Source organism: Chthoniobacter flavus Ellin428 (assembly GCF_000173075.1).
In the GTDB taxonomy this organism is placed as follows: domain Bacteria; phylum Verrucomicrobiota; class Verrucomicrobiia; order Chthoniobacterales; family Chthoniobacteraceae; genus Chthoniobacter; species Chthoniobacter flavus.
In genome coordinates this window covers 239,085-253,783 of the sequence record NZ_ABVL01000001.1, presented here as the reverse complement: position 1 = coordinate 253,783, position 14,699 = coordinate 239,085, and the positions used below count along the sequence as shown (strand labels likewise).

Below are 14,699 nucleotides of genomic sequence, written 5' to 3'. Positions count from 1 at the left end.
TCCCGCAGTGAGAAACGCGTTTTACCCGTGTGTCTTAATCTTAATCCTAATCTTAATCTTAATCCCTCTGCGGCTCGACGCGAGACGAGCGGTTAAGATTAAGATTACGAGTAAGATTAAGATTAAGACCGGCCTCCGCCTGACCGTCCCTCCGTACGTGAGAAACCCCGTTTTGCACGAGGGCAAAACGGGATTTCTCGGGTTGCGAGGGGGAAATTACTTGAGCTTGGACTTCAAATCCTTGCCCGCGGCGAACTTCACGCTCTTGGAAGCTTTGATTTTGATCTTTTCACCCGTCTTCGGGTTGATGCCCATCCGGGCCTTGCGGTTCGTAACTTTGAAGGTGCCGAAGCCGACGAGTTGCACGGGCTTGCCCTTCTTCAAACCGCTCTTGATGCCTTCAATAACGGCCTCCACGGAGCGTTCCGCCTGGGCCTTGCTCACGTCTTTGCCGAGCGATTTCTGGACTGCCTCAACGAGTTCTGCCTTGTTCATGCTTGTTCTGTTTCCTTGGTTAGATTGTTTTCAGAGAGCTGGGGGTGGGGAACCAGCAAAGTGCGCGAGTGATGACAGTCGGCTAAATTGAAGTCAACCATTTCCTCTAACATTTTTTGGCTGGCCTAAGACCCTGTAAATATCGGCATTCGCGGTTGCTTTCCTGTCTCAACTTCGCACCATTTTCGCATGAATTTGTCTGAGCAATTGCAACGCCACCTGGACGCCACGCCCCGGATTCACTCGACCGCTTTTGTCGCTCCGGGGGCCGATGTGATCGGCGACGTGACGCTCGAGGAGGAGTCCAGCGTATGGTTCCAGAGCGTGCTGCGCGGCGACATCAATCGCATCGTCATCGGCCCGCGCTCCAATATCCAGGACGGTTCGGTCGTTCACCTCGCGGACGATTACGGGACCTACGTGGGCGAACTCGTGACCGTTGGGCACAAGGCGATCCTGCATGCCTGCACCATCGGCGACGAAGTGCTCGTTGGCATGGGCGCGATCGTGCTCGATGGCGCGGAGATCGGCGCACGCTCGATCATCGGCGCCGGCGCGCTCGTGACCGGCGGCAAGAAGATCCCGCCCGGTTCGCTGGTGCTCGGCTCGCCCGCCAAAGTCGTGCGCACGCTCACCCTTGAGGAGCAGGCAGGTATCAAGGTCTGGGCCGAAAAATACGTCGCGCTCTCGAAGCAGTATCGCGAACGCACCCGGGCAGGAATCTCCCCCATTTAAGCGCAGAGGACGCCGAGAACGCAGAGGGCCGCAGAGGAAGAAAAGGATGAAGGCGGAAGGCGGAAGGATGAAAAAGCGCGTTACCCGATAGCGAGTATCGATCTCCAAAAAACGCGTAGCACACTTCACTTCATCCTTCATCCCTCATCCTTTTGTTTCCCCCTCTGCGGCCCTCTGCGTTCTCCGCGTTTAATCTGGCCGCGATGGGCAAGTTATTTAAGAGGCTCTAAAACGCGCTCAAAGCTTGAGCGCGAAATGGTGCGCGATGATGTCCATGCGCTCGCGCAGATAGAAACGGTGAGCACCGAAGCGCTGCACGCCGGAGTCGAGATGAAACTCGGCACAACCCGCGGCGCGCGCTTCGGCTTGCAACCACTGCAGCAGTTCACCGCCAAAGCCGCGGGACCGCGCCGTGGATGCCGTGATCAGATCGTCGACATACAGGTAGCGCCCCCAGCTCAGGCTTTCGCTAAAACGATAGCCCGCGCAGGCCTGCACTTTCCCTCCCTCCTCCAAAAAGGCGAGACGGTAACCCTGGCTCTGCTGCCGCAGGACCTGTTCTACGAACGGCTCAGGCTTGAGATGCGGTCGCAATTCGAAGACCACCTCGTAACAACGGCAGATGTCCTCTCGCGTCTCCGCAAGGCGAATGCGCGCGCTCACGCGGCCACGGCCTCCGCAGCAGCGCGAGCCATGTTTTCGGCGGCGATGTCTTCCATTTCCGCAAGCGAGGCCACGTGCGCGAAGCGGAAACGCAGTTGCTTCGCCTCGGGCATCCCGCGCGAATAGGCCATGAGCCGCGTGCGCATTGATTGCATGGCGTGCAGTTCACTGCCCTCGACTTCCACTTTCCAGCGGCAATGCCGAATGATGAATGCCCACTGCGTCTCGAGCGGCGGCGGAGCCAGAATCTCGCCCGTAGAAACGTAATGTTTGATCTCGCGGAAAATCCACGGCGTGCTCATGGCGGCGCGGCCGATCATGAGACCGCGCACCCCGCATTTCATCGCGCCAACCGCATCGGCCGCGCTGGCGATGTCGCCATTGCCGATCACCGGCAGACTGGTGGCAGCGGCCACTTCGGCAATCACGTCCCAATTCGCCCGGCCGCTATAGCCCTGCTCTTTCGTGCGGCCATGCACGGCGATGGCCTGCACGCCGCAATCTTCCAAAATTCGCGCGGTCGTCGTCGCATTGATCGTCTGCTCGCACCAACCGATGCGAATCTTCGCCGTCACCGGCAGCGGCGCCGCGCCCTTCACCACTGCGCGGGCCACGCGCTCCAGCAACGGACAATCGCGCAACAGCGACGAGCCGCCGTTTTTCGAGACGACCTTGTTCACCGGACAACCGAAATTCAGATCGATAAAATCGGGCTGTTTCCATTCGCCGACCATGCGCGCGGCTTCACCGAGATGTTCCGGATCGCCGCCAAAAAGCTGCACGCCCAGCGGGCGCTCTGCTTCGATGAATTCGAGATATTCCAGCGTCCGTTCGTTGCGCCGGAAAATACCTTCCGCGCTGACGAATTCCGTCACCATCACATCCGCGCCCTGCTCCTTGCAAAGCTGGCGGAAAATGGTGTCCGTTATCCCGGCCATCGGCGCGAGGTAGAGTGGAAACTGGTCTTGGAACCAAGGAAGCATCAGGGGCTTAGGTTATCACGGATGCGCCACTTGCCAAGGAACAGGCGCTGGAGTTCTATCTCGGGCGCTCCGTCCCCGATGTCATCCCGAGCGAGTGTCCCGTTGGCAAAGTGGCGGGACACGTAGTCGAAAGCCGAGTCTTCGAGACGCCTATGGGACTGCGAGGCAAACCCGGCCGAACAACCAGCGAGACGCCCATGGACCTGCGGGCCAAACCCGATCGAACGACCAGGGAGCCTCGCTCGCAAAGCGCCGGGGTTTGCCCCGCAGTCCCGTAGGCGTCTCGCAAGCTCGGCTTTCGACTGCGCGCTCCCCGCTAGCCCACGAGCGCTCCGCTCAGGATGACAGCGAGGAGGAAACGCTCACCGCTCAATCTTCAAAATCCGGTCATTGTAACTGTCGGTGATGTAGAGCGCTCCATCCGGCCCCACCGTCACCCCATGCGGACGGTGCAACTGGCACTGCAACGGATCCCCATCCAGCCCCCCATTGCCCGGCTTGCCCGTCCCGGCGACGCGGGTGATGAGTCCCGTCTTCGGCGAGTAGCGGCGGATGACGTGATTTTCCGCATCGGCGATGAGCACGGAGCCATCCCGGTCCAGCGCGATGTATTTCGGACCATTCATCGTGGCCTGCAAACCAGGACCGGCATCTCCGCTCAGCCCCTTTGCCCCAGTCCCAACCACCGTCTTGATTTTGCCCGCGGCATCCACATAGCGCAACGCATTGCCATTGCGTTCCAGGATGTAGAAGCCGCCTTCCGCATCCGGCCTCACCGCTCGCGGATCGACCAACGGAGCGTCCACCGCCACGGCGCCGTCCGCCGGCACACCGGCCTTCCCGTTGCCCGCCACGGTGGTGATGCTATTCGTCGCCAGGTCGATGCAACGCACCCGGCGATTGCCGATATCCGCGCAGTACAGTTTCGTTCCGGCCGGATTGAGCGCGATCTCGATGAGCGTGGAAAACAACGCGTCCTTCGCCGGGCCGCCATCGCCGGCAAAACCCTTCTTTACCCCTCCCGCCACGGTCGTGATCACCCCGGTCTTCGCATCGATGCGACGCAACAGGTTGTTGAAGCTATCCGCCAGCAACAGGTCGCCATTCCGGAGCACGACGAAATTGTGAATGCCGTTGAAAGTCGCGGCGGTCGCCGGACCGCCATCACCCGTGGCGCCCTTCGCGCCTGTTCCCGCGATGACGTGCAGGATGCCATCCTTGCCGACCTTCAGCACCCGGTTTCCGTGCTCCATTTCGTCGATGACCATATCGCCTTTGGGCGTGAACTCGGTGCAGAACGGTTCGTGCAGCGCGCATTGCGTGGCCGGCGCGTCCTTCTCCGCGGGGCCCGTGCCGGCGACGAGCACGATCTTGTCCGCGTGCGCCAAGGCTGCGGTGCAGGTAAACAAAACGAGGGGGAGAAAACGACGCATCATCCTCCCACCTTGCCGCGAAAGGCCGATCCATCGCAACGCACAAACAAACAACTCGCTCGGCAAGCTCCCGCGCTTCGCGGCATGCTCACGGCCATGCCCCGTTTGCTACACTTCCTCATTACCGGATTCGTCCTCGCCGGCGCGTGTCGCGCCGAAACGATCAGTACCGACCTGCTCATCGTCGGCGGCAATGAGTCCGCCTGCGCAGCCGCGGTGCAGGCGGCGCGACTGGGCGTGCAGCGAGTTCTGCTCGTCAACGATATCGACTGGCTCGGCGGCCAGTTCAGCGCCGAAGGCGTCGGCGTGGTCGATGAATGGACCGCCGTCGACGGGAAGCGCACGGACTTTCCCCGCAGCGGTCTCTTCCGCGAAGTCGCGCAACGCATCGAAGCCGTAAACCAACGTAAATACGGCACGCCCTCGCCGGGCAACAGCTTCTGCGGCCGACTCACCATTGAGCCGGCGGAAGCGGAACACATTTTCGAGGACCTGCTGGCTGCCGAGTCCAGGCACGTGCGCATCGAGCGTGGGTGGGAACCCACCTCGGTCCTGCGCGATGGCAATCGCGTGACCGGCGTGATTTTTACCCGTGGCCCGGAGCGACTCGAAGTGAGCGCCCGTCTCACCATCGATGCCTCCGACTGGGGCGACGTCATTCGCCTCAGCGGCGCCGCGTGGAATGCTGGGCCAGATGCCAAGGCGCGCTTCGACGAACCGAGCGCTCCCGAAGTCATCGACGAGAGCAACCGGCGGGAGATGAACCCCTTGACCTATTGCGTGACCTTGCGCGATGCCGGCCAGGAAAGCCTCTCGCCGGAACCCGCCGGCTACGACGTCCGGCGCTACTACGGTTCGACAAATGCCACCGCGAAACAATTCCAGGCGCTGGGCTGGCCGAAGGGGACGCTGATGGTGAATGTGCCCGCCTTCGCTGACACGACGCACGCCGCCGGCCCCTATTCGCCGCCGGTGAACGTCTACACGCACCGCCGCCTGGTGGATGCCCGGCATTCCGGTCTCGCCCCGGTCATGGAAAAGACCTTCCTCAACTGGCCAACGCAGGACTATCCGCTCGACCGCTGGCCACAAGCCGTCGCCGCCGCGCTCGAGGCCACGGAGGCCGGCGCCGCGCAGGAGAACATCGTCGCGCTCACGCCCGCGCAACGCCGCATCGTCTTCGACGATGCCAAACAGCATGCGCTCGGTTTCTTCCATTATTTGCAAACGATCAGTCCCGAGTTTCGCCGGCTAGAATTGACCGACGAATACGGCACCGCCGATCACCTCCCGCCCAAGCCCTACGTGCGCGAAGGTCTGCGCCTCGAAGCGCTCACCATCTTGCGCGAACAGGACATCCGCACCACGCACGACGAACCGCACTGGGCGAAGCTCATGCCGGAGGATGGGGTCTTCGGCTTTCAGTTCAACATCGACTTTCACCCCACGCGCCGTGTCTTCCTGCACGACGATCCCGCTGGTCCTTGGGCGACCATCCACACCGCCACGCGCAACTGGTCCACACACACCGACCGCGCGATGTTTCCGCTGCGCGGACTCATACCCATCGAGCGCAATGGTCTGCTCGGCGCCTCGAAGAACATCGGCGTGAGCAGCGTCGTGCAATCCGCGCTCCGCCTGCATGGCCAGATGATGCTCTGCGGCCAGGCCAGTGCCACCGTGGCGTGGGAGGCCTTGCGCGTCGGCATCCAACCCCGCGCCGTGGCGAAAGATCCGAAGCGCGTGATGGTCGTGCAACGCGCCCTTGTGAAATCCGGCGTGCTCATCTGGCCTTTTCACGATCTCGATCCTGCTGCCGACTATTTCGAAGCGGTCAACCTCCTCGCCGTCCACGGCATTCTCCTACCGGACGCGGACAGCGTGCGCTTCCAACCCGACAAGATCGCCACACCCGAGGAGATCGCTGGCGTCCTATCGCGGGCAAAACTCTCGGCGCTCCCCGGCGGCAATCCCGCGCAACCGCTCACCCGCGCTCAGCTTGCGAAGGCCGTGTGGACCGCGATCTCGCGCTAGGACAAGAGAAGCTACCGGACGCATGCTGCGGAGACACTGCACACTCGTCATTCGTCATCCCCCGCTCCGCGGGATCATTCCTTAACCCGGTTCGAGCAACGACGAAACCTCCGCCTGCACCTGCTCGATCTGGTCGAGCCGAAGCTGCGGATCGGGAATCACGAAGACCTCGCCGGTTTTCGCGTGCTCGTAGATGCGCGTCAATCCGCCCTCGGCCGATTGCTTCGCCTCCACTTCCTTGAGGATGCGCTTGCGCTCGAGCATCACCGCCAGCAGGTAGCGCGCGGCGGCGTGCTGCGCGGAATTTTCCTGCATATAACGGCGCAGCAAATCCTCGGCAGTCTGCTTGGCCAGCGGTTCGGGCGCCGGCGGCGGCGGAGCTTCGTATTTCGAACGCCAAAACGAATACGGCTGCTGATTGTCGTTGCGCTCCTTCCACGCGGCCTCGCTGATGTCCTCGCGGCGCAAGCCCACACCTTCCTCAAAAAGCAGCGTGTAAAAATAGTCGCCATCCTGAAATTCCACACCGGTGACGGCGCACCGGTTGGTGCGGCCTTGAATGCTCCATTCCTGGTTGATCATCAGCTAAAGAATTTGGGGATCGGAAAATCGCGGTTCGTCGAACGATAATACATCAAAACCAAGCCGATGATACCCAGCCCAATGACCGGCACCCACGGCGAGAAATTCGGATCCATGCGCATGCCCTTGCCGAGCATCACGAAGAACGAGTGCGACATGATCATGAGTACCAGCAGCACCATGGCCGCAGTCACCCCGCCGATCACGCCGCGCCGATTGTAAACGATCCCCAGCGGAGCCGCGAGGAAGACAGCGAGGAGGCACTGGAACGGCAGCGCGTAACGGTCCGCGAGATTGGCGCGATACGGCGCGAGCTGCACCGCTGGGAAGTCGGAGTTGTATTTCAAATATTCGTGCAACTCGTGCACGCTGAGCCCGCCCGGGTTGAGCTCGGTACTGGCCACCCGCCACGGCGTTTCGGGCCAGTCTTTGATAATCCGGAACCCACGCAGGAAAAGATCCTGATCTTCCACGTCCCCATCGGGCTTGAAGGTCACGATCTTGCCCTTCTCCAGCTTCCACTCCTGTTTGGCGGGATCGTAATACACGGAGGAAGCGTACCATTTCTTCAGGATATGGCCGGTTTCGTCCTGCTGCGTCACGTGCACACCCTGCATCCGCTCCTCGCCAGGCTGAAAGATCAGCTTGCGCACGTACCAAGTGCGGTCGTCCCGGCGATCACGGAACAGATGGGCCAGCACCGGCTCCACATCGGTCGCCCTCTTGCCGCGCTTGATCTTCTGCATGGCGTCCTTCTTGATCGATTCGGCGTGCGGCGCATGCTCCCAGTTCAGCCAGAAGCAAAAACCCGTCATCAAGACGCCCACTCCGATCAGCGGCGCGAGTACGCGCACCACGCTGCGACCGGCGGTGAGTTGCGAAATGAGCTCATTCGTCCGCGACATGCGGCTCAGCGAAAAGAGCAGTCCCAGCATCAGCCCCACCGGCAACGACATGAGGATGACCGTCGGGAGCTGGGTCACATAGTATTCCAGAATCGTCCGGAAACGGGCATGCGCTTCGATGAAGTCGTTGAAGTTGTCGCTGACGTCGATGATGAGCCAGATCGCAATGAACCCCGCCAGGCACATTAAAAACGGCTCGATGAAACTGCGTAAAACGTAGCGGTCGAGGATATTCATGAACAGCGGGGTCGGGGATTCAAATGCGGTTCGGGCACTTTGCCAAGTGAAAGCTCACGACCCAGAAGGCGGGCCACCGGCGGTCGGCGGGCGAAAGTGGATCAAAAGCGCAGATTCAAGGCTTGGTCAGAAGTCCGCGCCGCCGGGCAGGCGCACATCCTTCGGCATTTCAGAACAGGACATTTGCGACAAACTGAGCCACATGGTCAGGCGTCTTCCGGTGACGGCGAACCACAACGACCAATTCGCGCACAAAACGCTCCCGCATCGGCAACCGTTGCAGATTTCGCTTTCGGCCATAAAGAGCGAGTGCTCGGATCGGTACAACGCTGACGCCCAGGCCCAGCGCCACGAGATTGATGATCAGGTCAAATCCATCCAACCGCATAGCCGGCTCCACTTTCAGTCCCTGCCGCTTCATCCAGGCATGCAGCTTTTGGCCGGTATTGGTTGTATCGTCGATGAGCAGCCATGGCTGCTTCGCCAACCACGCCGCGCGGGCAACCGGCGACTTGGGGAGGGCCTGGAAGGTAGCGGCGAGCTCCGCGGGCGCGACCAGGGTGAAAGCGTCGTCGAAACGATGCGTTACACGGAGGGTCTGCGGCAGCCGTTTCGGCGGGCTGAGAACGCCCAGGTCGAGTTCATTGGCCTCCAGCGCAGTCAGGATTTCGGCACTTTTCTGATACGAAACCCGGCAGGAGACTTGGGGAAGGTGACGCAGATTGGCGTGAAAAAATCCGGGCAGATACGCCAGGCCGATACTGCGCGAGACGCCCACCCGCACCTCCTTGCGCGCACCGGCAAATTGCTCGCGCAATCGCTGGAACGAAGCTTCGACATCGCCAATCAACCGCGCGGATTCATGAAATAGGAACTCCCCAGCCGGCGTCACCCGCACACTGCGAGTGGTCCGCTCGAGCAGTTCCAATCCAAGGCTGCTTTCCATCCCCTGGATCTGGCGGGTGATGGCGCTTTGCGTGCGACCCGCCAACTGCGCAGCGCGGGTAAAGCTGCGCTGCTGCACCACCAACCGGAAAAGGAAGAGCTCGTAGAGGTCGAACGGAGTAGTAGCGAGAAACTCATTCATACAACGCATTAATGTATACGACTAATGCATTTCACTCAATTTCAAGCTGACCGTAATCTCCGGCCATCGAAATCCAATCCTATCCCTATGGCTGATCCCACTCATACCGCTCCCGAAAATGTCCCCGGCCCCTACTATGTCGACGACACGTGCACCGACTGCGATCTGTGCCGCTCCACCGCCGCCGAATTTTTCACACGCCAAAATGCGGGCGGCTACACCTACGTCCATCGACAACCCCAGACTCCAGAGGAGATTGCACTAGCCGAAGACGCCCGACTCGCCTGCCCAACGGAATCCATTGGCAACGATGGATTCGCAGCGCCTTCCACCTCGTCTGCGAATTAAAGCGGATTGAAAATGCAGAGACGCCGATCTCTTTTCGATTTCCCGAAACTCATTTCCCGGGCACGATGCCGGCCATGGATGCCCAGACGTTGCATTGCCCGAATTGCGGAGCGGCCGCTTCGAGTGACGCCACCCAGTGTGAACATTGTGGGTCGCGACTCGCTACCATTGCCTGCCCTTCCTGCTTCGGGATGATCTTTCTCGGTTCAAAATTCTGCCCCCATTGCGGGGCACGCGTGGGGCGGACGGAAGGGGAGGACGAAACGGTGGCGAAGTCGTGTCCACGCTGCGAGGTCGCTTTGCAAAGCGTGGCGCTTGGGCCGACGGGCACGGTGAAAATCCATGAATGTTCGAAATGCGAGGGCCTGTGGGTGGACGTCGCCACCTTCGACGCCATTTGCACCGACCGCGAGGAGCAGGCCGTCGTCCTTGGCGGTGCCACACCGCCGCCCGGGCGCGCCGTGCTCACGCTGGATGAAGTGCGCTATCTGCACTGCCCGGAATGCCACACCCTCATGAACCGCGTGAACTTTGCCGGCCGCTCGGGAGTCATCATCGACTGCTGCCGCGGACACGGCACCTGGTTCGACCGCAACGAATTGCAACAGATCGTCGAATTCATCCGCGGCGGCGGCCTCGAAGCCGCCCGGGAACGCGACCGCGTCCAACTCGAGGACCAGCAGCGCCACCGTCCTCTCCCCGCCACCATCGAACCCATTGAACCTCGCCGCACGTGGGCAAATCCCTGGTCGAATCCCTGGGTGGATGGCCGCGACCTCATCGACGTCCTGCTCTTCCTCGGTGGAGCGATCGCGCGGTTGTTCACGAAGTAAGCAAGCAAGCCGCGCGCGCCTTGCCTATAAGGTAGCGCAGTCGATCCAGGAGAAGATTCTTCGGACTTTTTCCGGGAATGGATTTACTTCCTCTCCTCCATTCGCCGGGCGCTTCACGAGCTAAATCTCGAATGCGGGCGGCATCCTGGATTTCGTGGCGCGCTTCCTCGAGGCGGGCGTTGAGATAGTTGAAAGGCAGCAGCGAGAAAATGGCCACGCCAAGACCGAAGGCCGTGGCCATGAGCGCTTTCGCGATGCCGCCGGTGATGGCGCTGGGCGCGCCGAGTTGGTTCCCCCCCGAGGAGACTCAAAGAATGGATCATGCCTGAAATCCGTGGTCAAAATCTTACTCCTCCCGCGTCTCGTGCAGTGCTAACCCGAAAAGTGTACGCAGCTTGCGGAAATTTATTAAATCGCGAATGGACGCGAATAAGCACGAGTGGCCCGAGAGCATGCTCCAACAATTCTCTGCGGCCCTCTGCGTTCTCGGCGTCCTCTGCGTTTAAATGGGTAGGCCTTTGGTTGCGGCTCCGCCGCGCTGTGGCCTCCGCGTTTCAACCTATTTCCGACAGGCCAGCCAAGCCCCATCCGGCACGCGGTAGCAACGGTGGGCGCCTTCGAATCCTTTGAGGACGTGTTCGCCGGGGACACTTTCGATGGCGATGAGACCGTCGAGTTTGGTCTGCGCCGAGGCGCTGAGGCAGAACGGCACGCCGAGTTTGCTGGCGAGATCCTCGAGGCGGAAGATGAAGTTCATCTCCGGCCCGAGCATGCTCGGTTCGCCCCAGGCAGACTGCTCGCCGAAAGTGATCATGCCATAGTGCACCGCTACGCGAAAACGGACGGCATTGTTGTCGCGGAGTTGCTGCAGGGCATGCAATGCGGTGACGACGGCGGGAGCGACTCCCTCGCGATCCTCCCAGCAGGCGAGAAAGCCGTCGCCGATGTATTTCGGGATGCGGCCCAGCGCGCTTTCGACGATGCGATGACATTCGCGCAGCCATCGCCCCATGGTGACGGCCAGTTCCTCGACATCCATTTTCACACTCAGCGCGGTGAAGTCCTGGATATCCGCAATGAGCAGCCAAAGGTTTTTGGTCTGCAAATCGAGCACGGTAGCGTCACTGCCCGTCGTGGTGGTGGAAGTGATGACGGTGGTGATTTCGCCCTTGGCGGCCGCGCGCGAGGGTTGCCGAAAAACGAAATTCTGTCCGCCGATAATCAACCGATCGCCGTCGCGCAACTGCGCGGGACGGACGAGGCGCCGGTCATTACGAAAGGTGCCGTTGCGGCTCACCAGATCGACGAGCCAGAACTGTCCTTCATCCTGGGGATGAATGATGGCGTGCTTGCGCGAGGCCTTTGGGGAATCGATGACCACGTCATTTTCCGGTCCCCGACCGAGGTTGCATTTGCTGGTCAGCGGAATGCATTTACCCTCCCCGGCATCAAGCCACGCGCCTTCGGAATCGATGAAGTTTGATTCGGATGGGACAGACATGGCGCGAGCAGTGGGACTCGTGTAAGTGGCCTATTCGTAAGGTGAAACAACCGCCCGACCAAGTGCGAATTTTGCGGCGTGTACGGAAGCGGAAGGGGGAGATTGAAAGCGCCGCAGCCAAACGGTTTTCGATTGAGGAAGAGATGAACCACGGATTTCTCGGATTTCTCGGATTAAAGAATCCGCGGCGACCTCCAGTCCGTGAAATCCGAGAAATCCGTGGTCAAAAAATCGACGCAAGCTGCGTCCATTTTCAGGGCTAGCACTGCAGAGGTCGGATGACGGTGAGACAATCAGATCGACGACCTGAGCTTTTATTCTCATTCTCCGAAAATCCCGTTGTCCCATTGTCCCCCCCCGCTGCGCCTCTGCGTTTTAAAAATCCAACCGTCTACTACCTGCGGAACGGCGTGAGGAGGAAATGGAGGACGGCAATGCTGCCGATGATCATGAGCGCGATGACGGCGATCACGATACCGAAAAGGCCGAGCAGGAAGAGCCAGTCACCAGCCGTAGACGCACGCGATTGACCGGCGTGTTTTTGCAGCAGCTCGTAGTTGCGCGCGTTGGAACGGAAGAAGATCGAGAGCGCGTCGCCGACGACCGGCACGGAGTCGAGCGCGGCATTGATGACGACGTTCGTGGCCATGCGCGCGAGGACGATCTTCGGCACACCCCGCCGGGCGCTGAGTGCGATGAGCACGAGCGACACGCCCGCGGATGCCGTGGCGCCAAAGGCCGGCAACAGACTGATGATCGGGTCGAGGCCGAAGCGAATGCTGGTCCCAGGGATGACGAAGATGTCATCCATCAAACGCGCCATCAGCGCGATGAAAGGATCGACAGTCGAGCCATGGCCGGACTGCGGCGCTTCCTTGCCGAGGACTTCAAATTCGACTTCCTGCGTTTTCATGAAAGTGGACGGAGGGCTCATCAAGAGCGCTCACTCTCACTACGGTGTCAGTGGCAAGTGAAAGTGAAAGTGGAAAGTGAAAAATGAGTTACTCGTTTGCGGGAGAATTCCAACAGTCTCCACGCGGCTCTCAACTCTCAACTATCAACCATCAACTTTCCTCCTCCGGCTCAGCCGGGAATGCCCGCCAGCATCTGCGCGTTCGTCGGGAATTTCTTCACGAAGAAGAGCAGTCGCTCGATGGCTTCGATCGGCTTGTGGCCGGCGAGTCCACGGCGGATGACGGCGATCTTGTGCAAGTCGGTTTCCGAGAGAAGCAATTCCTCGCGGCGCGTGCCGCTCTGGAAGATATCGACGGCCGGGTAGATGCGCTGGTCGCTGATCTTGCGATCGAGAACGAGCTCCATGTTGCCGGTGCCTTTGAACTCCTGGAAGATGCGGTCGTCCATCAAGCTGCCGGTCTCGATGAGCGCGGTGGCGATGATGGTGAGCGAGCCCGCTTCCTCAGTATTGCGCGCGGCGGCGAAAATACGGCGCGGAATTTCCAGCGCACGGTTGTCGAGACCGCCGGAGCCGGTACGCCCGCCGCCGCCGGTGGCGTTGTTGAAGGCGCGGCCGACGCGGGTGATGGAATCCAAAAGAATGAAGACGTCCTTGCCGGATTCGACGAGGCGCTTGGCGCGCTCGATGGCGAGCTGGGCAATGCGCGTGTGGCTCTTGACATCGCTGTCGTTCGAGCTGGCCATGACCTCGGCCGTAGGCAGCGTGCGCTTCATCTCGGTCACTTCCTCGGGACGTTCGTCGACGAGGAGGATGATGAGCTTGATGTCGGGATGATTCTTCACCACGGCCTCGGCGATATGCTGGAGCAGCGTGGTCTTGCCGGTGCGCGGCGGTGCCACGATGAGACCGCGCTGGCCACGGCCGATGGGGCACATGAGATCGACCACGCGCGTGGTGAAACGCTCGGGCACGGTCTCGAGGCGAATGAATTTTTCCGGGCTGATGACGGTGAGCTCATCGAACGACGGAAGGTGGGCCGACTTGTCGGCGTCATCGCCATTGATCGTCTGGATCTTGAAGAGCTGCGGGCCACGGTTGCCCTTGCGGGTCTGGCCTTTCACCCACTGGCCGTCGCGCAGATTGTAAGCGCGGCAAAGCTCGGGCGTGACGAAGACATCCGCGGGATGCTGGGCAAAACCGCGCTTCGGATCACGGAGGAAACCGAAGCCCTTGCCGGATACTTCGACGATACCTTCGGCCTCGCCGATTTCATCTTCGCGCGGCGGCGGCAACTCGGCCTGAGGCTCGGGCTGGGCATACTCCTGGCGGGTATAGTCTTCGCGGGGAGCCTGCTGCTGACGTTCCTGGTGATGACGCTCCTGGCGCGGCGGGCGCTCGGCCTGCGGGCGATACTCCGCCCGTGGGATGTCGAGGCGCGCCGCTTCCTCGGCGGAAACGGCCACGGGAATGGGACCAGCCTCGAGGCCAGCAGCGCGAGCCTGTTCTTCCATCTGCTTCGCAACATGACGCGGAATGTAAACCGGACGCGGCCTGACCGCCGGTTGCGGCGGAACTTCAGCGGAAGCCGGTGTCGGCGCCGCCACCGCGGGCGCGGGCGCGGGCGCAGGTGCAGTTACCGGTGCAGGTGCAGGTGTAGCGCGCCCGGAGGGACGCCATTCTTCCACGCCAGCTGGCAACGGGGCGGGCGCAGGAGCCGCCTTCGGGGTCACAGCGGGAGTGGGAATGGTTTCCAGCGGGAGTTCCGGAGCGACGACATCCGCCGACGCAGCTTTGGACTTGGTCGTCTTTTTCGCCTTCGGCTCCTTGGTCTTGGCCGCCTTGGTCGTGCTGGCGCTGGTCTTCTTGGTCGTGGTCCGCTTCTTGGCGGGTTTCTTGGTCGCGGCGCTCTGCTCTTCGAGCAAAGGCTGTTCTGCTGGCTCTGTCATA

The 14,699-nt window shown here is 61.2% G+C and carries 15 protein-coding genes; 4 read left to right on the top strand and 11 right to left on the bottom strand.

Going from position 1 to position 14,699, the window contains the following annotated elements; all coding sequences use genetic code 11:
• Positions 1-216 precede the first annotated feature (216 nt).
• Positions 217-495 carry an HU family DNA-binding protein gene (locus CFE428DRAFT_RS01070; RefSeq protein ID WP_006977555.1) on the bottom strand — a complete coding sequence of 93 codons (279 nt, stop codon included), beginning with the start codon at positions 493-495 and terminating at the stop codon, positions 217-219.
• Positions 496-684: 189 nt separating this feature from the next.
• Here CFE428DRAFT_RS01070 and CFE428DRAFT_RS01065 point away from each other — a divergent pair, with 189 nt between their 5' ends.
• The gene (locus tag CFE428DRAFT_RS01065; RefSeq protein WP_006977553.1) at positions 685-1,230 is read left to right on the top strand and encodes a gamma carbonic anhydrase family protein; all 546 of its coding nucleotides are present in this window, start codon (positions 685-687) and stop codon (positions 1,228-1,230) included.
• 237 nt (positions 1,231-1,467) lie between these two features.
• On the opposite strand, the gene CFE428DRAFT_RS01060 is transcribed toward CFE428DRAFT_RS01065, so the two are convergent.
• The 3 genes from CFE428DRAFT_RS01060 to CFE428DRAFT_RS01050 all read right to left on the bottom strand — a co-directional run bounded on the left by CFE428DRAFT_RS01060 (position 1,468) and on the right by CFE428DRAFT_RS01050 (position 4,285).
• Complete coding sequence (locus tag CFE428DRAFT_RS01060; protein ID WP_006977552.1) at positions 1,468-1,893, bottom strand: GNAT family N-acetyltransferase; 426 nt, start codon at positions 1,891-1,893, stop codon at positions 1,468-1,470.
• Positions 1,890-2,876, bottom strand: coding sequence for a tRNA dihydrouridine synthase DusB (gene dusB / locus CFE428DRAFT_RS01055; protein ID WP_006977551.1), 987 nt, complete (start codon positions 2,874-2,876; stop codon positions 1,890-1,892). Before dusB ends, CFE428DRAFT_RS01060 begins: the two co-directional genes overlap by 4 nt.
• Positions 2,877-3,238: 362 nt before the next feature.
• Complete coding sequence (locus CFE428DRAFT_RS01050; RefSeq protein ID WP_202797331.1) at positions 3,239-4,285, bottom strand: NHL repeat-containing protein; 1,047 nt, start codon at positions 4,283-4,285, stop codon at positions 3,239-3,241.
• Positions 4,286-4,405: 120 nt separating this feature from the next.
• On the opposite strand from CFE428DRAFT_RS01050, the gene CFE428DRAFT_RS01045 reads away from it, so the two are divergent.
• Positions 4,406-6,343: an FAD-dependent oxidoreductase gene (locus CFE428DRAFT_RS01045; RefSeq protein WP_202797330.1), complete on the top strand. Its 1,938-nt coding sequence runs from the start codon at positions 4,406-4,408 to the stop codon at positions 6,341-6,343.
• An 81-nt stretch (positions 6,344-6,424) separates the two neighbouring features.
• Here CFE428DRAFT_RS01045 and CFE428DRAFT_RS01040 read toward each other — a convergent pair whose 3' ends face one another.
• The 3 genes from CFE428DRAFT_RS01040 to CFE428DRAFT_RS01030 all read right to left on the bottom strand — a co-directional run bounded on the left by CFE428DRAFT_RS01040 (position 6,425) and on the right by CFE428DRAFT_RS01030 (position 9,154).
• The gene (locus CFE428DRAFT_RS01040; protein WP_006977548.1) at positions 6,425-6,925 is read right to left on the bottom strand and encodes a hypothetical protein; all 501 of its coding nucleotides are present in this window, start codon (positions 6,923-6,925) and stop codon (positions 6,425-6,427) included.
• Positions 6,925-8,067: an LptF/LptG family permease gene (locus CFE428DRAFT_RS01035; protein WP_006977547.1), complete on the bottom strand. Its 1,143-nt coding sequence runs from the start codon at positions 8,065-8,067 to the stop codon at positions 6,925-6,927. Before CFE428DRAFT_RS01035 ends, CFE428DRAFT_RS01040 begins: the two co-directional genes overlap by 1 nt.
• A gap of 169 nt (positions 8,068-8,236) precedes the next feature.
• A complete protein-coding gene (locus CFE428DRAFT_RS01030) occupies positions 8,237-9,154 on the bottom strand; it encodes a LysR family transcriptional regulator (protein WP_006977546.1) in 918 nt (305 codons plus the stop codon).
• A gap of 87 nt (positions 9,155-9,241) precedes the next feature.
• Here CFE428DRAFT_RS01030 and CFE428DRAFT_RS01025 point away from each other — a divergent pair, with 87 nt between their 5' ends.
• On the top strand, positions 9,242-9,502 hold the full coding sequence (locus CFE428DRAFT_RS01025) for a ferredoxin (RefSeq protein WP_006977545.1): 261 nt from the start codon (positions 9,242-9,244) through the stop codon (positions 9,500-9,502).
• Between the two features lie 65 nt (positions 9,503-9,567).
• Complete coding sequence (locus CFE428DRAFT_RS32730; RefSeq protein WP_083804914.1) at positions 9,568-10,335, top strand: zf-TFIIB domain-containing protein; 768 nt, start codon at positions 9,568-9,570, stop codon at positions 10,333-10,335.
• Here the strand turns inward: CFE428DRAFT_RS32730 and CFE428DRAFT_RS01015 are convergent.
• From CFE428DRAFT_RS01015 to rho, 4 genes are all read right to left on the bottom strand, one after another.
• Positions 10,325-10,603, bottom strand: coding sequence for a MotA/TolQ/ExbB proton channel family protein (locus CFE428DRAFT_RS01015; RefSeq protein ID WP_272941090.1), 279 nt, complete (start codon positions 10,601-10,603; stop codon positions 10,325-10,327). The genes CFE428DRAFT_RS32730 and CFE428DRAFT_RS01015 overlap by 11 nt on opposite strands.
• A 291-nt stretch (positions 10,604-10,894) precedes the next feature.
• Positions 10,895-11,836, bottom strand: coding sequence for an adenylate/guanylate cyclase domain-containing protein (locus CFE428DRAFT_RS01010; protein ID WP_006977542.1), 942 nt, complete (start codon positions 11,834-11,836; stop codon positions 10,895-10,897).
• A gap of 394 nt (positions 11,837-12,230) precedes the next feature.
• Positions 12,231-12,749: a DUF4112 domain-containing protein gene (locus tag CFE428DRAFT_RS01005; protein WP_006977541.1), complete on the bottom strand. Its 519-nt coding sequence runs from the start codon at positions 12,747-12,749 to the stop codon at positions 12,231-12,233.
• Between the two features lie 170 nt (positions 12,750-12,919).
• Positions 12,920-14,698, bottom strand: coding sequence for a transcription termination factor Rho (gene rho, locus CFE428DRAFT_RS35215; protein ID WP_006977540.1), 1,779 nt, complete (start codon positions 14,696-14,698; stop codon positions 12,920-12,922).
• Between the last annotated feature and the right edge of the window lies 1 nt (position 14,699).